Source organism: Sphingobium sp. EP60837 (genome assembly GCF_001658005.1).
Taxonomy (GTDB): domain Bacteria; phylum Pseudomonadota; class Alphaproteobacteria; order Sphingomonadales; family Sphingomonadaceae; genus Sphingobium; species Sphingobium tyrosinilyticum.
Window position 1 is genome coordinate 17442 of sequence record NZ_CP015989.1, and the last position, 18512, is coordinate 35953.

Annotated in this window: 29 protein-coding genes; 3 read left to right on the top strand and 26 right to left on the bottom strand. The window is 60.3% G+C overall.

Annotation, left to right across the window (positions count from 1 at the left end):
• Nucleotides 1-12: 12 nt before the first annotated feature.
• The 7 genes from EP837_RS20795 to EP837_RS19425 all read right to left on the bottom strand — a co-directional run bounded on the left by EP837_RS20795 (nucleotide 13) and on the right by EP837_RS19425 (nucleotide 5174).
• The gene (locus tag EP837_RS20795; protein WP_082919880.1) at nucleotides 13-324 is read right to left on the bottom strand and encodes a YdhR family protein; all 312 of its coding nucleotides are present in this window, start codon (nucleotides 322-324) and stop codon (nucleotides 13-15) included.
• A gap of 70 nt (nucleotides 325-394) precedes the next feature.
• A complete protein-coding gene (locus tag EP837_RS19400; RefSeq protein WP_197486443.1) occupies nucleotides 395-823 on the bottom strand; it encodes a GMC oxidoreductase in 429 nt (142 codons plus the stop codon).
• 170 nt (nucleotides 824-993) lie between these two features.
• On the bottom strand, nucleotides 994-1773 hold the full coding sequence (istB, locus tag EP837_RS19405; protein WP_006955904.1) for an IS21-like element ISRsp3 family helper ATPase IstB: 780 nt from the start codon (nucleotides 1771-1773) through the stop codon (nucleotides 994-996).
• Nucleotides 1763-3283, bottom strand: a complete 1521-nt coding sequence (istA, locus tag EP837_RS19410) for an IS21-like element ISRsp3 family transposase (protein WP_032490240.1) — start codon at nucleotides 3281-3283, stop codon at nucleotides 1763-1765. Before istA ends, istB begins: the two co-directional genes overlap by 11 nt.
• 140 nt (nucleotides 3284-3423) lie before the next feature.
• Nucleotides 3424-3675, bottom strand: a complete 252-nt coding sequence (locus tag EP837_RS19415) for a helix-turn-helix transcriptional regulator (protein ID WP_066532463.1) — start codon at nucleotides 3673-3675, stop codon at nucleotides 3424-3426.
• 107 nt (nucleotides 3676-3782) lie between these two features.
• Nucleotides 3783-4097 (bottom strand): single-stranded DNA-binding protein, encoded by a 315-nt coding sequence (locus EP837_RS19420; protein ID WP_066532670.1) that lies wholly within the window; start codon nucleotides 4095-4097, stop codon nucleotides 3783-3785.
• 393 nt (nucleotides 4098-4490) lie between these two features.
• Nucleotides 4491-5174, bottom strand: a complete 684-nt coding sequence (locus EP837_RS19425; RefSeq protein WP_066532672.1) for a recombinase family protein — start codon at nucleotides 5172-5174, stop codon at nucleotides 4491-4493.
• 126 nt (nucleotides 5175-5300) lie between these two features.
• On the opposite strand from EP837_RS19425, the gene EP837_RS20800 reads away from it, so the two are divergent.
• Entirely contained in the window at nucleotides 5301-5558 is a 258-nt protein-coding gene (locus EP837_RS20800; protein ID WP_081215339.1) for a helix-turn-helix domain-containing protein, read from the top strand.
• A gap of 32 nt (nucleotides 5559-5590) precedes the next feature.
• Nucleotides 5591-5851 (top strand): hypothetical protein, encoded by a 261-nt coding sequence (locus EP837_RS19430; RefSeq protein ID WP_225870704.1) that lies wholly within the window; start codon nucleotides 5591-5593, stop codon nucleotides 5849-5851.
• Between the two features lie 17 nt (nucleotides 5852-5868).
• On the opposite strand, the gene EP837_RS19435 is transcribed toward EP837_RS19430, so the two are convergent.
• The 10 genes from EP837_RS19435 to EP837_RS19480 form a co-directional block, all read right to left on the bottom strand.
• Nucleotides 5869-6108, bottom strand: a complete 240-nt coding sequence (locus EP837_RS19435) for a hypothetical protein (RefSeq protein WP_006953912.1) — start codon at nucleotides 6106-6108, stop codon at nucleotides 5869-5871.
• Nucleotides 6109-6170: 62 nt separating this feature from the next.
• Nucleotides 6171-6392 (bottom strand): hypothetical protein, encoded by a 222-nt coding sequence (locus EP837_RS19440; RefSeq protein ID WP_004213291.1) that lies wholly within the window; start codon nucleotides 6390-6392, stop codon nucleotides 6171-6173.
• 297 nt (nucleotides 6393-6689) lie between these two features.
• Nucleotides 6690-7007 carry a hypothetical protein gene (locus tag EP837_RS19445; RefSeq protein WP_006953908.1) on the bottom strand — a complete coding sequence of 106 codons (318 nt, stop codon included), beginning with the start codon at nucleotides 7005-7007 and terminating at the stop codon, nucleotides 6690-6692.
• Nucleotides 7008-7228: 221 nt separating this feature from the next.
• A complete protein-coding gene (locus EP837_RS19450) occupies nucleotides 7229-7486 on the bottom strand; it encodes a hypothetical protein (protein WP_006953903.1) in 258 nt (85 codons plus the stop codon).
• Between the two features lie 256 nt (nucleotides 7487-7742).
• A complete protein-coding gene (locus tag EP837_RS19455) occupies nucleotides 7743-8363 on the bottom strand; it encodes a DUF6884 domain-containing protein (RefSeq protein ID WP_007016086.1) in 621 nt (206 codons plus the stop codon).
• 11 nt (nucleotides 8364-8374) lie between these two features.
• Entirely contained in the window at nucleotides 8375-9184 is an 810-nt protein-coding gene (locus EP837_RS19460; RefSeq protein ID WP_006953899.1) for a hypothetical protein, read from the bottom strand.
• Nucleotides 9181-9429 carry a hypothetical protein gene (locus tag EP837_RS19465; RefSeq protein WP_006953897.1) on the bottom strand — a complete coding sequence of 83 codons (249 nt, stop codon included), beginning with the start codon at nucleotides 9427-9429 and terminating at the stop codon, nucleotides 9181-9183. Before EP837_RS19465 ends, EP837_RS19460 begins: the two co-directional genes overlap by 4 nt.
• Nucleotides 9430-9925: 496 nt before the next feature.
• Entirely contained in the window at nucleotides 9926-10186 is a 261-nt protein-coding gene (locus tag EP837_RS19475) for a hypothetical protein (RefSeq protein ID WP_006953895.1), read from the bottom strand.
• A 117-nt stretch (nucleotides 10187-10303) separates the two neighbouring features.
• Nucleotides 10304-10450: a hypothetical protein gene (locus tag EP837_RS21465; protein WP_006953893.1), complete on the bottom strand. Its 147-nt coding sequence runs from the start codon at nucleotides 10448-10450 to the stop codon at nucleotides 10304-10306.
• Between the two features lie 135 nt (nucleotides 10451-10585).
• Nucleotides 10586-10822, bottom strand: coding sequence for a hypothetical protein (locus EP837_RS19480; RefSeq protein ID WP_006953891.1), 237 nt, complete (start codon nucleotides 10820-10822; stop codon nucleotides 10586-10588).
• Between the two features lie 537 nt (nucleotides 10823-11359).
• Between EP837_RS19480 and EP837_RS19485 the strand changes: the two genes are divergently transcribed.
• Complete coding sequence (locus tag EP837_RS19485; protein WP_225870705.1) at nucleotides 11360-11578, top strand: hypothetical protein; 219 nt, start codon at nucleotides 11360-11362, stop codon at nucleotides 11576-11578.
• Nucleotides 11579-11619: 41 nt separating this feature from the next.
• Here the strand turns inward: EP837_RS19485 and EP837_RS19490 are convergent, their stop codons facing one another.
• The 9 genes from EP837_RS19490 to EP837_RS19530 form a co-directional block, all read right to left on the bottom strand.
• On the bottom strand, nucleotides 11620-12153 hold the full coding sequence (locus EP837_RS19490) for a hypothetical protein (RefSeq protein ID WP_007016089.1): 534 nt from the start codon (nucleotides 12151-12153) through the stop codon (nucleotides 11620-11622).
• Complete coding sequence (locus EP837_RS19495) at nucleotides 12150-12359, bottom strand: hypothetical protein (RefSeq protein ID WP_004213310.1); 210 nt, start codon at nucleotides 12357-12359, stop codon at nucleotides 12150-12152. The genes EP837_RS19490 and EP837_RS19495 overlap by 4 nt, the downstream gene beginning before the upstream one ends.
• A 12-nt stretch (nucleotides 12360-12371) precedes the next feature.
• Entirely contained in the window at nucleotides 12372-12638 is a 267-nt protein-coding gene (locus tag EP837_RS19500; protein ID WP_004213311.1) for a hypothetical protein, read from the bottom strand.
• On the bottom strand, nucleotides 12635-12922 hold the full coding sequence (locus EP837_RS19505; RefSeq protein WP_006953883.1) for a hypothetical protein: 288 nt from the start codon (nucleotides 12920-12922) through the stop codon (nucleotides 12635-12637). The genes EP837_RS19500 and EP837_RS19505 overlap by 4 nt, the downstream gene beginning before the upstream one ends.
• A gap of 11 nt (nucleotides 12923-12933) precedes the next feature.
• Entirely contained in the window at nucleotides 12934-13323 is a 390-nt protein-coding gene (locus EP837_RS19510) for a DUF3768 domain-containing protein (protein WP_013054018.1), read from the bottom strand.
• A 327-nt stretch (nucleotides 13324-13650) separates the two neighbouring features.
• Nucleotides 13651-14931, bottom strand: a complete 1281-nt coding sequence (locus EP837_RS19515; RefSeq protein WP_006968049.1) for a Fic/DOC family protein — start codon at nucleotides 14929-14931, stop codon at nucleotides 13651-13653.
• 3 nt (nucleotides 14932-14934) lie between these two features.
• Entirely contained in the window at nucleotides 14935-15195 is a 261-nt protein-coding gene (locus EP837_RS19520; protein ID WP_006968047.1) for a hypothetical protein, read from the bottom strand.
• 147 nt (nucleotides 15196-15342) lie between these two features.
• Nucleotides 15343-16215, bottom strand: coding sequence for an ArdC family protein (locus EP837_RS19525; RefSeq protein WP_004213405.1), 873 nt, complete (start codon nucleotides 16213-16215; stop codon nucleotides 15343-15345).
• 483 nt (nucleotides 16216-16698) lie between these two features.
• Entirely contained in the window at nucleotides 16699-18474 is a 1776-nt protein-coding gene (locus EP837_RS19530; protein ID WP_021319980.1) for a ParB/RepB/Spo0J family partition protein, read from the bottom strand.
• Between the last annotated feature and the right edge of the window lie 38 nt (nucleotides 18475-18512).

An 18512-nucleotide genomic window follows, 5' to 3' on the forward strand; every position in this document is an offset into this window, starting at 1 on the left:
GAGTTGCCCTATTTAGAAGCGGCAAACACCTGCAGTTACTGACGTACCTTCCGGCATATCTTCATAACAAACTGTATTGAAATTCACCAAATTTGGATGAGTACTAACCGCTTTATACAAATCTGATTTCAGGTAATTTTCATAATCGCCCTTTGACGCCCAAAAATACATACCACCGTAAGCGCCAATATTGCTTTCTTTGATCCAGACCTTGGATACCAATCCTGGAACTTTCGCATAGCCTGGTGCGAGAGACTTCACGGCCTCACTGTAGGCGTTCTCATCAATTCCGCTGAGGTTAAATGTGACATGAGTGACGTACATGGTTTTACTCCTATTTGATAAAGCGTTGTTTGAAAATTGCTAGGCGTGCTGGGGAAAATCAGTTTCCTTTTTAGGTCACCTCCCCTTTTTTTCGTTGAATTAACCGGTCAGCCACATTGGCAGCCCACACCGAGATCGTCATTGACGGCGGCCCTCCCGGCGCTGCAGGAAGGGCGGCGGCATCGGCAACGTACAGTCCTGGATGATCGAAGACTTCTCCATTAGCGCCGACAACCCCGTTCTCAATGGATGCCCCCAATCTGGCACCACCGATGGGATGAACTGTAATTGGCGTGTTGAGCGAGTAAATTCTCGAATCGGTCACCCTCTCGATATCTTTGAAGGCCGAATCGATTTCGCCATAGATCGGATTCTTGCATTTGTCATACCTCAAGTGAAAGCCTTTCCCTTTCATTTGAAGATGCCCATTCCCCACATCTGCACCCATGCCTACGATGATCGATTGATGCCTGAGTTTGTTCTTGAGAAATTGTGGCAATGGGAAGCCCTCGACCCCCTGCCACCCGGCTCGCATGATGTTGGCTTTATTGTCACTGCCGCTGACCTTAAATAGTCCCGCTGTTGAGTTGCACTGAGAAGTGACCCGGGATTTTCATTGAGAAGTGACCCGGGTGGGCGTGGATGATGTACTGCCTGCGACGAGCAGGGTCAAGCGGGTGATTTGTCCTTTCTGGATTTTGGGGCGGCGGAACTGGCTCTGAAGCGGAAGCTGTCATTGCCGGTTTCAAGGATATGGCAATGATGCGTGAGGCGATCCAGCAGGGCGGTGGTCATTTTGGCATCGCCAAAGATACTGGACCACTCGCTGAAGCTCAGGTTGGTGGTGATAACAACGCTGGTCCGCTCATAGAGTTTGCTGAGCAGATGGAACAGCATGGCCCCGCCTGAAGGGCTGAAGGGTAGATATCCCAGCTCATCAAGGATGACGAGGTCGAGGCGCAACAGACGCTCGGCCAACTGGCCCGCTCTGTTTGCGGCCTTTTCCTGCTCCAACGCATTGACCAGATCGACGGTGGAGAAGAAGCGGATCTTTTTGCGGTGATGCTCAACCGCCTGGACGCCCAAAGCCGTCGCGATGTGGCTTTTGCCGGTGCCTGGTCCGCCGATCAGTACGACGTTGTCGGCGCTATCCATAAAGTCACCACGGTGAAGTTGACGCACGAGCGCCTCGTTGACCTCACTGACGGCAAAGTCGAAGCCTGCCAGATCCTTGTAGGCCGGGAACCGGGCTGCCTTGATCTGGTAAGCAATGGACCTGACCTCCCGCTCGGACATCTCCGCCTTGAGAAGCTGTGAGAGGATCGGAACGGCAGCATCAAAGGCTGGCGCGCCCTGCTCGATCAGATCACCAGCGGCTTGCGCCATGCCATACATTTTGAGGCCACGTAGCATGACAACCACAGCGGCGCTGGCCGGATCATGACGCATGGCGTAACGCCCTCAGCGTGTCGTAGCGTTCGACATCGGCAACAGGCTCCTGGGCGAGGCGCAGGGCCTGCGGGGCATCGATTGGGGATGCCGGTGGAGCCTTGCCATCGATCAGGCGGTGCAGAACATTGAGGATGTGGGTTTTGGTCGGCACCCCAGCTTCGAGGGCCAGTTCGACGGCGCTGAGCACAGCCTGTTCGTTATGCTGTAGAACAAGGGCGAGGATTTCGACCATCTCCCTGTCACCACCGAGCCGCTTGAGCAGATGCCCCTGCAGTTGCCGGAAGGCTTCGGGCATTTCGAGGAATGGCGCCCCATTGCGCAAAGCGCCAGGCTTGCGCTGAACAACTGCCAGATAGTGCCGCCAGTCATAGATCGTCTGCCCCGGCTTCTGGTGAGAACGGTCGATAATCCGGTTGTGCTCGCACAAGATTTGCCCCTCGGCCGCGATGACCAACCGATCAGGATAGACCCGCAGGCTCACTGGCCGGTTCGCAAAGGATGCAGGAACGCTATAGCGATTGCGCTCGAACGCGATCAGGCAGGTCGGCGACACGCGCTTGGTATGTTCGACAAAGCCATCGAAGGCCCGCCCCATCGGCATCAGGCTGATAATCTCAACGGCGTGCACATCGGCAACTGTGCCGGGGAGGACGCCATGCTGGATTTCTCCCCATTGTGCGATGCACCGCTCTTCCAACCAGGCATTGAGGGCATCAAGATCTGGGAAGTTGGGCATTGGCTGCCATAACCGTCGACGCGCATCCTGAACGTTTTTCTCGACCTGACCTTTCTCCCAGCCTGAGGCCGGATTGCAAAAATCCGTTTCGAACAGGTAGTGGCTGGCCATGGCAGCGAACCGCGCATTGACCTGTCGGACTTTGCCCTGGCCGATCCGGTCTACAGCCGTCTTCATATTGTCGAATATTCCACGCTGAGGCACGCCGCCCAGCACCCGGAAGGCCTGCGTCAGTGCGTCGAACAACATCTCGTGCGTTTGCAGCAGATAGGCTCGCGTGATGAACGCCCGACTGTGGGAGAGCTTGGTATGGGCCACCTGCAGCTTGGTAGGCCGGCCATTCAGAAGGGCGTAATCTTCACTCCAATCGAACTGAAAGGCCTCACCGGGCTGGAAGATCAGCGGTACGAATGTGCCGCGCCCACTGGTTTGCTTTTCATATTGGCGTTCGGTCTTCCACGAGCGGGCGAAGGCGGCAACACGGCTGTATGATCCCTCGTAGCCCAGCTTAACCAGATCTGCATGTAGCTGCTTGGCTGTTCGCTTCTGTTTGCGCGACTTGCCAGATTCCACCCGCAGCCACGTCGTCAGTTTTTCTGCAAACTGATCAAGCTTGCTCGGCCGTTTGGGAACCTTGAACGTCGGCTCCACCGCGTCATCGCGCAGATATTTGCGGATCGTGTTGCGCGATAATCCAGTCCGCCGCCGGATCTCGCGAATGGGGATGCCTTGCCGAAAATGCCAGCGGCGGATCACACTGAGTAGGTCCATGTCGATCACTCCGATGCCTCCTGACTGTCAGCCAGGGGCGAGGAAAACATGGGTCAATTCTCAGTGAAAACTTATAACCCTCCCGGGTCACTTCTCAGTGCAACTCAACAGTTGGCAATCTGTCGGCGCATAGCGGCCTCCTAAGCTGTTCGGCTCTCGCCTCGATCGGAGCCGATCAACTTAGGGAAAGGCTGCTCCCTAAAGATGTTCGGCACTTGGGTTTGCAACGCGCGCGACATTCGCAACGCCGTTAGCAGGGTTGCATCCTGTCGACCGTTCTCAATGGCCGCGATTGTCTCAGGCGAGACAAGAATCTGTGCCGCAAGCTCGGCTTGCGTAAGTCCAGCTGCGGCCCGCAAGCTCGCAACACGATTGAACAATTTGGCAGCCACAAAACGCCTCGCAAAATTAAACCCTAATCATATTAGGGTTAGCGGGGACTTGTGTCCACAAAAAAGGGCGGCCCTGCGGCCGCCCGTCGTTTGGCGAGGAGTTGGGGCTATTCGGCCCCGCCCCGCGCCAAAATACCCATTCCCTCTGCGATCAGGTCAACCGAGTAGCGGGTTTCGCCGTTGCTCTCGTAACTGCTCTGGCGCACCCGTCCGGTGATATGCACCAAGTCGCCCTTGCCCAGCTCGCCAGCGCGTTCCGCCAGCTGGCGGAAGAACGTGACGCGGTTCCAAAGCGTGTCGGTCTTCCACTCGTCGCCATCCTTGCGATTGTAGTTCGCAGCGACGGAAACGTGAGTGACCTTATCGGTCCGTTCGACGTTGCCAACGCGACCGATGATCCGAAATTCAGCGATGTTCTGCATGGTAGTCTCCTTTGGATAAGCGTTGCTGACGGATTTTTTGCGGCGAAGCTGAGCCACGCGGGCAAGCTGAAAATGGGAGGGTCCACTTGTGGAAACCCAAGGCCAAAGGCCGGTTTTCTGCTTGCCCGCATTAGTGGCGATGCGCAGTTCGTATCCGGCAGACAGTAACGCCCAAAGGAAGCGTGCCAAGTAGATGCAGCAATTCGTGCTGACGGTGGTGGCAGCTGCCACCGGCCTTGGTCCTCCCCTCGTCGCTGCCCTCGATCTGCAATGTTGAATATGGAAACTACAGCTGTAGGGCCGTTGATCGTTTGAGCGTTGGCATTTCGCTTGCACGGCAAAAGGGTGGCCGGTGGCAGCTGCCACCGGCTGCGATCATGATAGTTTGAGCGATCAGCGTTTCCGCTCATGGTGCTTTTTCGCGGGGCTGGATTCCTGCTTTGGCCCCTGGGAGGCTCGATGCGCGGCCCACGCCCTCTTGACGGTGCTACGGTCGCATTCGGCAAGCTCTGCGGTTTGGGCGATGCTCTTTCCCGCCTCGCGCAATGCGACGATGCGAGCGTGCTTCGCATAGTCGCCTTTGCGGCCTCCGCTGCGCCCCTCCACCTTCGCCAAGGCTATCCCCTGACGCTGACGTTCGCGGCGATCGGCATAGTCATCGTGCGCCATCTGCAACGCGATCTTCAACAGCATGTCCTGAACAGATTCAAGAACGATGCGGGCGATGCCTTCGGCATCGGCCGCGAGGTCGGATAGGTCCACGACGCCGGGAACAGCTATGCGCGCGCCACGCGCGCGAATTGTCTCAACCAGCTGCTCGGCTTCGGGCAGCGGTAAGCGGCTGATCCGATCAATCTTTTCTGCAATGACAACTTCACCGGGTTGAAGATCGGCAATCATGCGTAGCAGCTCGGGACGATCAGCGCGCGCGCCCGATGCCTTCTCCCGATAGACAGCCGCAACATAGTATCCTGCGGCCTTTGCGTCGGTGACGATCGAATCCTGTCGGCGCAAGTCCTGCGCGTCGGTGCTGACGCGCAGATAGACGCGCGCGATCTTGGGGGAGGGGGGGGTCATGGGCGCATAACCTATACCATCTGCGCTAGGCGCGAAAGCCATGGCGCAAATAGCTTCTAGAGCAACCCTATTGCGCCATGCTGCCCGTGCCGACATTCTGCGCCTAGCCAGAAGGACGCGAACACGATGCCAACCATATACCTGAAACGAACATCGCCGTTGATGGCCCAGCTCGGGGCCAACATCGCTCGCGAACTAAAGAAACTAGGCATAACTCAAGGGGAGTTGTCCGAACGCTCGGGCGTTGCGGCGTCACATATTTCATACATGGTGCGCGGACATGGTAATCCAACGCTTGCTACCTTGGAGAGCCTTGCCGATGCTTTCGGATTATCGGCTGTCGAATTATTGGCAGCGGATAGCACTTCCCGCGACAAGTCCTGAAAGGCAGTCGCTTTATTTGATCGGAACAATCTATGTCCAGTAACCCGCCCCGCGAATTTGACCGACTGCTACAAGATGCGCCGCTGGTGCGGGCAATGGGGGGAGCACTCTCGATGTTTGCCACGCTGCTTGCGCGTCAAGGCATTGTCGAGGCGAGCGAGGTTGCAAACTTGCTGGGTATCTATGCGGTCGCCACAAGCGAAGTCGATAATGAAGAGGGCATGATCTTGGGATGCTGGGCAGCTATGATCCGCGACGTGGCGGAGCAACAGCGCACATCTGCTCGCAAATAGCCCCGGCGCGCACGGCGCTAGCCGTGAGCCGCTTCGATCTTCTGGGCAAGCTCGGCCAGGTGATCGGAATCAAGTAGATCCTCGGCGGTAAGATCGGCCGCGAAAAACTCGCTTCCGCTGGGTGGCGCGCGATCGGCGGCGAAAGCGGCCAGATAGGGCCGCGCCTCGTCCGTGGCGATCCAGCGCCAGAAAGCATTGCCCTGGCCGAATAAACCGCTCTCGAACATATCGAGCCGTGCTTGTGCGAAGTCGGTCAATTTGCGTCTCCTGACAATCAGTCGGTTCGGCAAAAAAAGGGAGGCCGAAGCCTCCCTTTGTCTTACTGGAACAGTTTGATGAAAGCGGGCGCGAGGCCGATGACTGCGAGGACGAAACCGACGCTGCCGATGACCCAAGTTTGTGCCGTCAGCTTGCTTTCGATTCCCTTGTTCGCCTCCTGAACCTTCACGGCGATATACTCCTCAATAGCCTCTACAACTTCCGCTGCGGCGTCGTCGGACAGATTAGCCGCTTTCAGTGCTCTAAACAATTTGATGTGCATCCGGTTCTCCTTCTCGTTGGTGACGGGAGACACCCGGCATGGGCACCGGCGCCGGCTGTCAGGGACCGCGAAGCGGCCGCGGTAGCGGGCGGTGGGGGAGCCGATTTGCGCAGCAAATTGGGGGAACCGCCGATCCTTGAAAGCTGGCGCGCACCCATGCCAAAATGCCACGACACACAGAGAGAAGAGATTGCGCGGGGCGGGGTTCGATGCCCCGTCCCGCGCTCTGCATGGCACCGAGATCATCGGTTTCGCCCAGCGGGCGAAAAGGGGCGGGCTAAGCCCGCCCCTCCGGCGTCAGCCGGATTGGCCGCGCTTCGCCTTGGCCGCCAGCACGACCGCGACGACTTGCGGATAGACGCATTCGCCGCGCTCGATGTTGCGGATGCCGGGGCCGTCGAGCACGTCCTTGATACGGTCCTCGATGATCTGGCCCAGCTCGGCCGCAACCGCCTCGATGTCAGCACTCGTCTTGCCGATAAACATCGGGTCTTTCGGCCACATGCTTTCCGCGTCGAAATGATCCTTATCGTTCAACGCGGTCGCCAGCGCCTCGATCGCAGCATTTCCAAGCGCACGCTCGAAAGCCAGCTGAGCGAACAGACGATGAGACATAACAACCTCCTTGTTGCCGGAATTGGCGAGGCCAAGGGGAGGGCAGCGCCGGGTCGGGTCAGGGACCGCGAAGCGGCCGCGCTAGCGGGCGGTGGGGGAGCCGATTTGCGCAGCAAATTGGGGGAACCGCCGATCCTTGATGCGGCCTGGTGCAGCCCTCATGCTAGGAAGACACTGACGGGGGGATTTAACGAACTAACGCCCGCCCATCGGGCGGACCTTCACCCTGCGCCGTCTCGCGCCCGAACGATCGCGCTGTATTCCAGCAGCGTTTGTCGGACATTCTCATCATCCATCACATTGAGCGCATGGCCGGTGGCCGATGCCTGATCCGTCCGCATTTCGAGCCAAGCGATCCGCGCCGTGTTCGGCACAACGCGACCATGCTCAAGCGCGATCTGCTCGCTGTAACCGGCGATAACATCGTTGATGGCCTCAAGGGCTGCCTCATAGGCAATGGCCTGATCTTGGGTCCACAAGGGCGCTGTCGGTGTGGGGGCAGTCACCTTGCCATATAGAGAGGGCAACTGGTCTCCCGGCAAGCGCAAACTACGCCATTTGCGCTTGCCGAGAGTGGGCGGCCCTACCGGGGGGCTTGGGCCGTTGATGGGCCTATAATCCTCAAACTCACAACGCCAAATGGCGTTGGATAGATTGAAAGGGCGGCGCGACAAACAGATGCCCCCTCGAAGCGCATCGCGCGAAGTTGCGCATGGACCGCGACAATTCTCGCTTTCAGTTGTCGCTTAACCAAGCGAGCTGCTGACCGATTCCAAGCCCCTCCATCGGAACCGATGCGCGCCGTTCGATCTGCGGCCAAAGGGGATCGCGATAGTTGCGGCCTGCGAGAACGATCAGCGGCGCGGCGGCGTCGATCTGCTCGGCCATTGCTTCGATCACGCGCGCGCCCCAAAGGCGGCGCGCGCCTGCCTTCATCGCGCCTAGCGTTTCGTCATAGCGCGCGATGACGGTTTCCGGGGCGATCAGGCCATGCTTTGCTGACAGGATGAACCATGCGCCGCCCTGTCGTTCGACATAGGCACGGGCCTTCTGGAACCATGGCGATGCGTAAAGATCGCGCGCCGGGGCGGGGCGGTCCAGCTTCGCAGCAACGCAAGCGACAAGGAAAACCGGAGACGGGGACGGGGGAGGGTCGATGACAGACGGCGGCGCTGCCTCAAGATCGGCAATGACGGTGCAGCGGCCCCATTTCTGCAATTGGCGCTGCCATCCTTTCGGCGGTCCTTGGCGCTCGGCAACGTGGCTAAGGGTCGGTCCACCGAACAAGTCGGGTTGCTCCCCGATGCGCTGCACCGGGGGAACGTAGCGAGGTTCGCGGATGCAATGGCGGGCCATGCTCGATCCCCTCAAAAGGCGAAAGCGGTCTGGCCGCTCGCCTCGGTGAAGCTGGCGCTATCGCCTGCCGCGTAACGGTCGCGGCCCATGGGGGACCATTGCAGATGCCCGGAACGATCATAGGAAAACCAACCATCCTCGATCCCGATGATGAAGGACCATGCCTTATCCTCGGCGCAAGGTCCGTGAAGATTGATCGGCCAATGCTCGGCCCCGCGTTCCTGCTGGCAGGGCGACGGCGCGGAAAAGCTGCGAAGCAACGCGGCGCGTTCGGTCGGCTCGGTAGCTCCCATTTCCCCCATGATCTGGCGGGCCTCGACGGTGCTGATGTGACCGCTCGCCTTCCTGTCGGCGTGGTCCGAATAGCGAAGGCCATAGACAACGGCATTGAAGATATTGCGCGGCTCGGTGAACTCCTGCGTTTCGAGCAATTCGCGCCATTTCCCGGCGCTGATAAGGTCCACCGCATGATGCCAGAGCGAATGAACGCGGTTGCTGTAGCCGTGGCGGTTCGTCACGCCATCGCGGGCGATCTCGATCCCTAGCGCGCGCTCGACGTGCTGCACGAAAGGATGGGCGGCAAGCAAAGGATGGCGAAGGCCGATCTTGCGCGGCTCGTCCTGCTCTGCACGGATAACCTCTATGGGGAACTGAAACAGGCGCGACGGCAGATTCCACGGCGCGGAAAGGGGAAAGTCACGGGGCACATCAAGCGCCTCGTTAATATCCAGCACAAAGCCGTTTGGCGCGAAGCCTGCGGCAATGATCTGGTCGCCCAGCTGGTCGGCCTGCGCGGTGCGTATCGCGGCGGCGGCGCTCATGCGCTCAACTCCGCATAGGTGGCGCTGCACTCGTAGCGGATCGCATCGCCATCCCACATAGGACCGCAAACGCCCTTGAATTTCGGTGCGCCCTGCAACTCAAGCCGCTGGCTCGGATTGCTGTTGTAACCGCTGCATTGAAGCCCCTCGACCGCTGCCCGGCTGACGATGGTTTCAAAGGTCGCGCCCTCGATCTCGATTCGGTCAAAGTCCTGCTCGGTCTGGCGGTAGATACGGATTTTCATGGGCTTTCCCTTCCTAATTGAGCCGAAGGCGATGACGGGTCATCGACTTCTGCCGAAAGCGGGCGACGCTGGGCCGGGGAATGCCGCAAACGGGGCCGATCAGGGGGGAGGGGGATCACCCGCCCTGCACGGAGCGCAGCGAAGGAAGGGCGGGGAAACCCGCCTGATCGCCAAGCGGAGCCGCGCAGCGGCGGAGACGGTCTAGCCCTTGCGGCAGGGGGCAGGAACAGGCCCCAAACGCGACAAATCAGCGCGGCGGCTTGCCGCCTCAATCTGCGCCAGGACAGGCGGTGGCAGCTGAAAGCGCGAGTCAACGTGTCCTCGGTCCAGTCGCGGCCACATGACAGCGATAGTGGGCCGCCAAGGGTCAGGCGCGCCGCCTCGTCGCGGGTTGCATGGTAGGTGTCATAGAGGCCGAGCCAAAGGGCTATGGCCTTGTCTCGGCCGTCGCAAATATCCGCAATCTGCGCGGGCGTCATAAGCTCCTGGCCCATGCTCACGCCCCCCCGAGGATAAGAGCACCAAAGCCGAAGCCCTCGGCGGCGTCCTCGATGGTGGTCACAAGGCCGTCAAAATCTTCATCCGGTCCTAGTAGGTCGGCAATCTCGATGACGGCGGGAAGGTCAGCGCCATGATTTTCGGCAAGGTCTTTGATGTAGCCGAAGCGGTCAAAATTGCCCTCTTCCTCATAGCGAGCGAGCGGAATGGTGCGGGCGGCGTTGATCCGAAGAATCGTTGCCAACGGAATGTCGGTCATGTGCTGTTTTCCCTGCCTAGAATGGAGCCGAAGGCGATGACGGGTCATCGACTTCTGCCCAGCGGCGAGCAGGGCCGGGGAATGCCGCAAATCAGGGCCGATCAGGGGGGAGGGGGATCACCCGTCCTGCACGGAGCGTAGCGAAGGAAGGGCGGGGAAACCCGCCTGATCGCCAAGCGAGGCCGCACAGCGGCCGAGACGGTCCAGCCCTTGCGGCAGGGGGCAGGAACAGGCCCCAAAGTCGAACAGCGGACGCGGCGGCATTGCCGCCTCAATCTAGGGAAAAGCGCCCGCCAGGTCATAGCATAGCGGTGACCTAGAGGACGCTGCGGCATGTCGCCGGCGACATGCCCAACGGATAGCGCCGGAAGCATCCGAGCAATCGGATCCTCCGTCATTTTAATTGCCCGAGCGGTTGCGCGACACGTCCGCATAAGGCTTGCGGCGGCACTGGCTGCACCGAAGCCGCGCGATCAGCTCGTAAATGCGGGTATCGAAAGAAATGCGGCGCGAGCGGGCGAAGTCGCCCAGCGGGGCGACAACGCGGCGACCGCAAGCGCAATAGATGCGCAGATAGCAGCCTTGCCGATACCAGATAGGATCAATGGGCTTGGGGCGGTTGTAGTTCGCGGCCATTGGGCGCTTATGCGCCAAAGGGAACAGACGGGGAACACCTCGCGCGCGCGTCGGTTATTGGATTGGCAAGGGAAAAGGGCTATATAGGCAATGCTTCGTGTGCTGATTCATTTCACGCACCTACCTGAACCCGCCGTGCTGTCACACGGCGGGTTCAAACATTTAGGGCGGGCGGCCCTGTCAGACCACCCGCCCCGCTAGATCAGCCCTTATCGGACTTCCCCAGCTTCACAATTGCGATCACGAGCGCGACGGCTGCGATCGTCAATTGAGCTGCTTCATATGCTGTCAAATCACATCACCTCCTTTGAGCGAGAGGATTTGCGAAGGGCCGCTGTCACAGTCCCTCGCCCTCGCTCGATGGGGGCTATACAACGGATTGGCGAGAATGCGCGCGAAACGCGCTTCACATTTTCGTGAAGCCGTTGGATGATCGCCGGCGACCGTTGATGAAAAGGGGAAGCTATGGGCCTCGTATCGCAGGTTAGCGCCGATGACCGGGAAAGTGCATGGCGAATAATCCGTCATCGCGAAATCATGGAACGACTGATTCCGCTTTGGGCTGTGCTTGGCGTTGCGCTGGTGCTGATGGGCGTGGACCTGGGCGGGCGTCTGCTGTGGACGCTGCCAATGATCGGATATGTCTTTGGGGTGATGGCGGTCGATCACGGCCCTGATTACCGCGCCGCGAATTATTGGGTGCCGGTCCTGGGAAGCCAAGCGGCGGCGCTGCTGCCTCTCATCGCCAGATTCTAGATCTCTCTGGAGCGGTGGCAGCTGCCACCGCTCCACGCGCGTCAAGCTCTGGCCTCGAAGCGGGCGATCAGCTGTTCCGCTACGGAAGTAATTTCGGCGGGGTCGGCGGTTTGAGTGCAATCGCCGCCTACAACAGCGCCGAGCGTGCCGCCGTCCAGTTGGACAACGTGGACACGCCACACGTCGCGCCGGAGTTCGTATTGATCGGGAAGCGGCCTCTGCATGATTTCATGAAACACCAGGTCAACCCATTGGCGCGCGTCCGGATCAGAAGACGCATCGGCGTAGTCGGCGCGGCTCGCCATGACGCTGTATCGGTCGCCTAGCATGAATTGGCGTTCGCGCGCGCGTCGGTCCTGCTCGATCCGCGTCACGCGATCTTTTTCCGCCCGCTTCATGGCCTGTTTCATCCGAACATCGTCGGCGCTGCGCGTCAGCGCCGCCATGATGTTGAGGACGCGCGCGGGCATATAATGCCCCGCGCGCTCGGCCGCCTCGATCACAAATTGCAAATCGCTGATCTCGGTGGGGGAGAGGGTGACGCGAACGGCGCTCGCCGTGTTGCTGATTTTCATGGCTGCGGCTCCGGCTCTTCCTTCGCCTTGTAGGCGGCAAGGCCGATCCACGATCCGTTATCGCCGCGAAACTGGCGCACAACATCGCCACCGTCCCAATGGCCGGTGAAGATGCCGCGCCGGTTGATGCCGCCGACGGGGCGCGTGCGCGCCGCCAGAAGGCGGGCGCGGCGCGTGTCTCGATCTAGGTGGCGCATGGGTTGCATGGTCAATCCTTCCTATTCGCTGGCGGTGTCGAGTTGCGTGCCGATCTCGTCGGCGTCGAAGTCTTCAAGGGCTGAAATCGCGCTTTCCAGTTCGGAAACTGCGGCGTCCATCGCCTGCGCGCGTTCGCTGTCCTCAAGACTGGGTGGCAGATTTTCGCGGGCGGCCTGCTCGTCATCCTTGACGGTTTCGAGCATGTCGCGCGCCTCATCCAACAGGGCCTTGCCCTTGTCGATCAGCACGCGGGCGGCGGCGATCTGCTTGCGGCGTTCGCGGTTCATGCCTCTGCCCTCACGTCGCCGCTGTCGATCTGGAAGCCTGCGCGGGCCAGCTCGTCACAAAGGGCGCGCTGCCGATCCTCGCGGGTGCCGCTGGTGGCGATGTAGCTGCACCGGCCATCGTGGAAGGCGAAGCCTGCGCGTTTCAGGCATCCGCGAAACCGCTGGTGGGTGCGGTCGCTCCAATCCAGTGTGCCCGCATAGTTGCGGAAGGCGGCGACAGCGCAGACGGAACCGTAATTCTCATCACGCCAGCTAAGCTCGATCACGGGGGGCGATTTGGTCATGGTGGCCTCCCTCAATATTCGCTGGTTAGGAGAATGGTGAGCACGCGGGTTGTGGCATCGGGATTCCATGGTTCGGCGCTGCCAAATTCAAGATCGCGGTCGTAATAGTCGAACTTCCACATGACCGAGAGGGCTGGGCGCGTGCTGTCGTCAGTCCAGCGGGTATGCCATTGGCCGATCACATCGCGATAAAGGAAACCGGCGTCATGCTCGCCGTGAGGATCGTTGTCGGGTGTGAAATCCTCAAAGCCCTCGATCATCTTGAGAATGTCGGACTGCGTATTCTCGTCCAGCGCCGCGATGCCTTGCGTAATCACGGTGCGACAAGTCACGCCCATCGTTCGCCGCGCAATGTCGTTCAGCGCCGCAACGGTGGCGATCTGGTCAGTTGTCGCTTCCATTTTCCTCACTCCTTTAGGCGAAGCCGCTGCCTGCGGCCTGCGGCTCTGACCCGCTGGCGAAGCGCGGGATGGGGAGGGGGGAGCAAAATCGATGGGAGTGGTGCGGGCGGCGCGACTAGGGAGGCCCCGGCGCGCGCGAGCGCGCCGGAACTGGCCGAACTTGTCGGGCAACCCGGTCCTGTCGATTATGCTTCGGGAACGAAAGGGCGGGTGCCCTTGGTGTTCCCCCGGTGGCAGCTGCCACCACTGACGGAGCGCGGCCCTGGGCCGCTCGATCCTATGTGGCAGCTGACAGACTACGAAGCGCGCGGCCCTGGCCGCTCATTTTCAGCGCTCGCGGTCCTTTGATTTCTCGGCGGTCGGCGTCGGTGATTTGCCTTCGCGCAATGTTGCGGCGACATGGGCCTTTGCGCTTTCGACGATCTGCGCCAGCTGTTCCTTCGATGCGCCGCGCTCGGTAGCTGTCGCGACGCGCTTATCAATGGCGAGCTGGAATTGCGCGAACCTGGCATCGGCGCGGTTCTGCTCAGGCGAGTTTTTCTCGAATTGCGCGGCAAGGCGTAGATCAACCTGACTGACGCCGGGAGGCATGACTTGCAGACGTAGCGCGCGATCGGCGGCCTGAATGTCGCGGTCGGTCATTTTCGAAAGGAAATCTGCGGCGCCCGCGCTGATGGCGCGGACTCTTTGCAGCGGGTCCATACCCTCGGACCAATTGACTTCGATCTGATGATAGCGGCGTTGCTCAATCAGCTGAAGGTGGTGCATCGGCCCTTTGGGATCGCGGAAAAAGGCAAGCTCCTGCGCTGAACGCGCGGCCAGCTGGCGCATGTCAGCGGACGTTTCCGCGATCCGATTAAGCTGCTCATGCTGCCGCGACGCAACGGTTTGCGCAGTAGGTAGGTAACGGCTGATTTGATCCTTGGCCTGCTCGATACTCATTGCGCGTCGTTCGCCAACTGGCATGAGAGATTCCATCGAGGGTGGAAACGCGATGCCCGCTGGCCCACGCGCTGGCTCGACGCGGTTCTGTTCGAGGGGCATGGCATCACGGATGACTTTGGCGAGGGAGGCGTGATTTCCAGTATGGAAGCTGTCGCGGCTCGCCTCCATCCAGTCCTTCGGCCCCATTGCCTGGATCGAGACGAATTTCTCGGCCGCAAGGGAATGTAGCTGCAAGTGCAGCCGCATGGTGCGACCATTGCCCTCACGGAACGGATGAACGGCATTTAATTCGGAAATATGCCGCCCCATGGTATCCGCAAAGCGATCACGATCCATCGACTTGAGGGTTTGGAGGTCGGGCAGCTGCTTAAATTCGTGCTCCATGCTGCGGGCAATGAAGTGCGCTCGGGCAAAAGTGCTGCCGGGTTTGCTTATGTCCACAGTCCGAAAGCGCCCCGCCCAATCATATACGTCCTGAAACAGATGATTGTGCAGTTCGCGATACTCGCGCGCGTTCGTCGCCGGCGCGGCGCGCTGCACAACCAGCTCGCCATGTCGGACAACCGAGAAGAAAGCTTCTCGCTCCTTGAGGATATTATCGTCGCGGATTCCCAGCTTGTTCCGAAGAACGTCGCTGTTACGCCAGGTGTAAGGGTCGCTCACCTGTCATGCAGCGAGTTTCTGGCGGGACAGAACATCACGGTTGTAGTCCTGCGCCAGACCAATCGCCACATCGACGGGAATTTGGGTTTCGACCAACAGCAAACAAAAAGAGTGGTCATCCGAAACCAATTCAAGTCCTTCAATCTTGCAATTTGCGATTGCTTCGCAATAAGCTGCCATCACGTCAGGAATCTCTTCCTGCCGACGCGGCTCATACCCCATCGCCTTGATGCGATTCCTGTAGGTGTCGATGATATTTTCCATTTTGCACCTAAAAACGACCTGCTCCCGCCCATAGTTAACATGTCGGGATTTGTATATAAACCACATTGAGTAGCCCCCATATTTCACTTTCCTGAAATGGGACGCCGCGCTTGCGCGGCGTCTCGTGCATTTAGCAGGGCGGGTCATTCAATCCGCTTGGTCGGTCATCATCGCCAACAGGTAGTCGGCGGCGTTCTGAGCCTCACGGGCAGCCTCGAAAATCGCGCGCTTGTCGTTGCGGAGCGCGGTCAACCAGTGCTCGATATACGCGGCATGGTCTTCGCGTTCCTCGACCTTGAAACCGACAATCGCGCCGATGAAGGATGCGCCCAGCTCGGCTACGAGCTCGTCCCTCGCATAGTCGGCGCGGCTCGTTGAAATCAGGGTTTTCCGGTTGAGGCGGCTTTCATGCCCTGCATGATGCACGGCCTCGTGCGCAAGCGTGGCATAGTAGTCGTCGGCGGAATGGAACGCTTCAAAAGCAGGCATTTGGATATAGTCGTCGCGGGTGTGGTAATAGGCTTGCGATCCGCCGATGCGAACGGTTGCGTCGATGCGAGAGAACATCACTTCAAGCTCAACGTCGCGGGTTTCGGGATTGGTAATGATCGGGGCGGGCGCGGGATATTTGCCGTCCAGTCCCTCGACCTGATCGGCATTGAAAACCGTGTATCGTTTCAGAAACGGAATGGCGCGCTCGTCGTCCGTCTCGGAGTCCTTCACGACAAGCTTGTTAGCATAGACAACGGTGGTCCCCTTGCTGCCCTTCCGGACATTGCCGCCAAGCTCCAATGCCTGTTTGAAGGTCAGCCAATAGGGGGAGGCGAAGCCCTGACGCATGGCGCTGGCCCAAAGGCTGAGGACGTTGATCCCACGATAGGCGACCCCATTGTGCCGGAGCGGAATGGTCGGCCCACCGCTCCACGGCTTCACCCAAGGCTTGGTGCCCGCTTCGAGCATCGCAAGAATGTCGTCGGTGACGGCCTGATAAATGTCGATCCGGTTCGTTTCCTTAGCCATTTTCCTCACTCCTTTAGGCGAAGCCGCTGCCTGCGGCCTGCGGCTCTGACCCGCTGGCGAAGCGCGGGATGGGGAGGGGGGAGCAAAATCGATGGGAGTGGTGCGGGCGGCGCGACTAGGGAGGCCCCGGCGCGCGCGAGCGCGCCGGAACTGGCCGAACTTGTCGGGCAACCCGGTCCTGTCGATTATGCTTCGGGAACGAAAGGGCGGGTGCCCTTGGTGTTCCCCCGGTGGCAGCTGCCACCACTGACGGAGCGCGGCCCTGGGCCGCTCGATCCTATGTGGCAGCTGACAGACTACGAAGCGCGCGGCCCTGGCCGCTCATTTTGGCGGCGGCTTGCATGATTTTGTGCTGTTCGTCGCACCCATCGGGATTTTCTTCCTCAACAGGCGCATTCGCTAATCGCAAAGGCCGGGCGGTGGCAGCTGCCACCGCCCCCAAGTTTGCGGGGAGCGCGGGAGTGAAGCGCGCTCCCCGTGCCGTCATGCCGCTTGGCTTTCGCTATCGGCGGCATCGGGCAAGGCAGAGGGTCGAAGGGCGGGGGGCAGGATGCGCCGCCCCGCAAGGCGCTCGTTGACCGTCACGGCAAGGTCAGAGCGCTTCATGGTCTGGCAATTCTCTACAGCGTCGTTGCCGCAACCTTCGGCCAGCAGCTTCAAGAGCGTGGCCTTGCTAAGCTGGTCATAGAATACCTGATTAGGTTCCCACTTGTCGGCCATGTTGATCTGCGCGGCTCCGACGATCTGCGCCAGCTGGCGGTCGCGGTCGCTGTGGAACGAAAGGCTCGTGATCTGCGAGGCAACGCAGTAGGCCAGCAGCCGCAATTTCGCTTCGCTGTCCATCTGGCGCATGTCGTCCAGCGTGGGTGTTTCGGCCAAGCGGTCAAGATCGGCCCTTGCGATCTCGTCAATGTCGGCAATCGTGGAATGGCCCATGACCGCATCGTCAACATGGAAGCGGTTCTTCTCGGCGGTGATTTCGGCGGCTTGTTGCCACGAATAAGCGTTGCCGCGAACCTGCCCCAAGAGGCCCGTTAAGAGCACGTCCAGCGCCAGCTCCGGGTCGCTGGCAAGGGCTTCCCGAACCGCCATCGTGCGGATGCCGCCCAGCTGATCCATGACTTTCTGCGAGTAGTCGGGGCGAGGAGGCTTGGGGCCATCGGCGGCGGTGCCCTTGGCGGTGCGGGTGAACGCGACCTGTTCGATACCGTCATGGCCGATGAAGACGATAAGCGAGTGCTCGGCCTTCTGCTCGGCGGTGAAAACGCGGCAAGCCGATACGATAGCGTCCTGTTTGCGGGTCAGGGCGCGCAACTCGTCGTCATAGTCGTGATCGTCCTCGTCCACCTCGCTTTCCCGCTTGGCGATTGCCGCCTCGATCTCGACCAGCTGCGCGGTTTCTTCCTCGGTCGGATCGCGCTCGCCAGCGGGTTCCAGATGGCCGCGCATCCAGTAGGAATCAGGCCGGTAGAGCTGCCCTTCTGCATCGCGCCAGCCATCTTCGCGCGCCGCCTTGGCGATGGCGTCGAGCCGATCTTGCACAAGGTCCATGACAAGGCCCGCATCATCGCAATAGCGACGTTCTCCGAAAAGATCGGTGGTGAAGGTGCCGCCTGCGGCGCAATAGGCTTCCTCGCCTACAATGCGAAAATGCTTGTCGGTATCGGCAACCTTCTCCTGGGTGAGCATGGCGCGGATTTGGTGGGCGTTGTCGCCGGTGCGCTTGAAAACCTCAAGCTGGCGGTCCTGATCGTCGGTCAGCGCGAAAGCCTGCGCCGCGCCCATGCCGATTTCGTCTTTCTGGAAGGCTTTGAGAATGGTCGGGTGCAGCGCCGCCAGCTTCAACACGCGGCGGACATAGGCCGGGGAGACGCCGAACGATGCTGCAACATCGTCAACGTCCTTGCCGCTGTCGATGATCGCCCGATAGGCTGCGATGGCATCGGCGGGGTGCATGTCCTCGCGCTGCGCGTTCTCGGCAAGCGAGATTTCCAGCGCCTCGTCCTTGCTGCGGATTTCAACGGGAACCTCGAAAGTGCCGGGGATGGCCTTTGCCTTCTGCAACAGCTTCAAGGCCCGATAGCGCCGCCCTCCGGCGCAAATCCTGATTTTGCCGTCTTCATCATAGCCGATCAGGTTTTGCAGCACGCCCCGCGCCTGAATGTCGGCGGCGAGGGCTTCGATTTCCTTGGGCTTCACCTTCCGCACGTTGAGGTCGGAAAGCGCCAGCTTGTTCAGTTGGATGGTCTGGATGGTCATTTTTCACTCCTTTAGGCGAAGCCGCTGCCTGCGGCCTG

Coding starts and splice junctions, on each gene's coding strand:
- EP837_RS19440 (WP_004213291.1), bottom strand. CDS start 6,392: ATGCACATCAAATTGTTTAGAGCACTGAAAGCGGCTAATCTGTCCGAC.
- EP837_RS19475 (WP_006953895.1), bottom strand. CDS start 10,186: ATGACCGACATTCCGTTGGCAACGATTCTTCGGATCAACGCCGCCCGC.
- EP837_RS19425 (WP_066532672.1), bottom strand. CDS start 5,174: ATGACCCCCCCCTCCCCCAAGATCGCGCGCGTCTATCTGCGCGTCAGC.
- EP837_RS20800 (WP_081215339.1), top strand. CDS start 5,301: ATGCCAACCATATACCTGAAACGAACATCGCCGTTGATGGCCCAGCTC.
- EP837_RS19505 (WP_006953883.1), bottom strand. CDS start 12,922: ATGACCAAATCGCCCCCCGTGATCGAGCTTAGCTGGCGTGATGAGAAT.
- EP837_RS19420 (WP_066532670.1), bottom strand. CDS start 4,097: ATGCAGAACATCGCTGAATTTCGGATCATCGGTCGCGTTGGCAACGTC.
- EP837_RS19485 (WP_225870705.1), top strand. CDS start 11,360: ATGGAACGACTGATTCCGCTTTGGGCTGTGCTTGGCGTTGCGCTGGTG.
- EP837_RS19490 (WP_007016089.1), bottom strand. CDS start 12,153: ATGAAAATCAGCAACACGGCGAGCGCCGTTCGCGTCACCCTCTCCCCC.
- EP837_RS19455 (WP_007016086.1), bottom strand. CDS start 8,363: ATGGCCCGCCATTGCATCCGCGAACCTCGCTACGTTCCCCCGGTGCAG.
- EP837_RS19460 (WP_006953899.1), bottom strand. CDS start 9,184: ATGAGCGCCGCCGCCGCGATACGCACCGCGCAGGCCGACCAGCTGGGC.
- EP837_RS19480 (WP_006953891.1), bottom strand. CDS start 10,822: ATGGCCGCGAACTACAACCGCCCCAAGCCCATTGATCCTATCTGGTAT.
- EP837_RS19430 (WP_225870704.1), top strand. CDS start 5,591: ATGTCCAGTAACCCGCCCCGCGAATTTGACCGACTGCTACAAGATGCG.
- EP837_RS21465 (WP_006953893.1), bottom strand. CDS start 10,450: ATGCCGCCGCGTCCGCTGTTCGACTTTGGGGCCTGTTCCTGCCCCCTG.
- EP837_RS19445 (WP_006953908.1), bottom strand. CDS start 7,007: ATGTCTCATCGTCTGTTCGCTCAGCTGGCTTTCGAGCGTGCGCTTGGA.
- EP837_RS19530 (WP_021319980.1), bottom strand. CDS start 18,474: ATGACCATCCAGACCATCCAACTGAACAAGCTGGCGCTTTCCGACCTC.
- istB (WP_006955904.1), bottom strand. CDS start 1,773: ATGCGTCATGATCCGGCCAGCGCCGCTGTGGTTGTCATGCTACGTGGC.
- EP837_RS19520 (WP_006968047.1), bottom strand. CDS start 15,195: ATGGAAAATATCATCGACACCTACAGGAATCGCATCAAGGCGATGGGG.
- EP837_RS19495 (WP_004213310.1), bottom strand. CDS start 12,359: ATGCAACCCATGCGCCACCTAGATCGAGACACGCGCCGCGCCCGCCTT.
- EP837_RS20795 (WP_082919880.1), bottom strand. CDS start 324: ATGTACGTCACTCATGTCACATTTAACCTCAGCGGAATTGATGAGAAC.
- EP837_RS19525 (WP_004213405.1), bottom strand. CDS start 16,215: ATGGCTAAGGAAACGAACCGGATCGACATTTATCAGGCCGTCACCGAC.
- EP837_RS19500 (WP_004213311.1), bottom strand. CDS start 12,638: ATGAACCGCGAACGCCGCAAGCAGATCGCCGCCGCCCGCGTGCTGATC.
- EP837_RS19465 (WP_006953897.1), bottom strand. CDS start 9,429: ATGAAAATCCGTATCTACCGCCAGACCGAGCAGGACTTTGACCGAATC.
- EP837_RS19510 (WP_013054018.1), bottom strand. CDS start 13,323: ATGGAAGCGACAACTGACCAGATCGCCACCGTTGCGGCGCTGAACGAC.
- istA (WP_032490240.1), bottom strand. CDS start 3,283: ATGGACCTACTCAGTGTGATCCGCCGCTGGCATTTTCGGCAAGGCATC.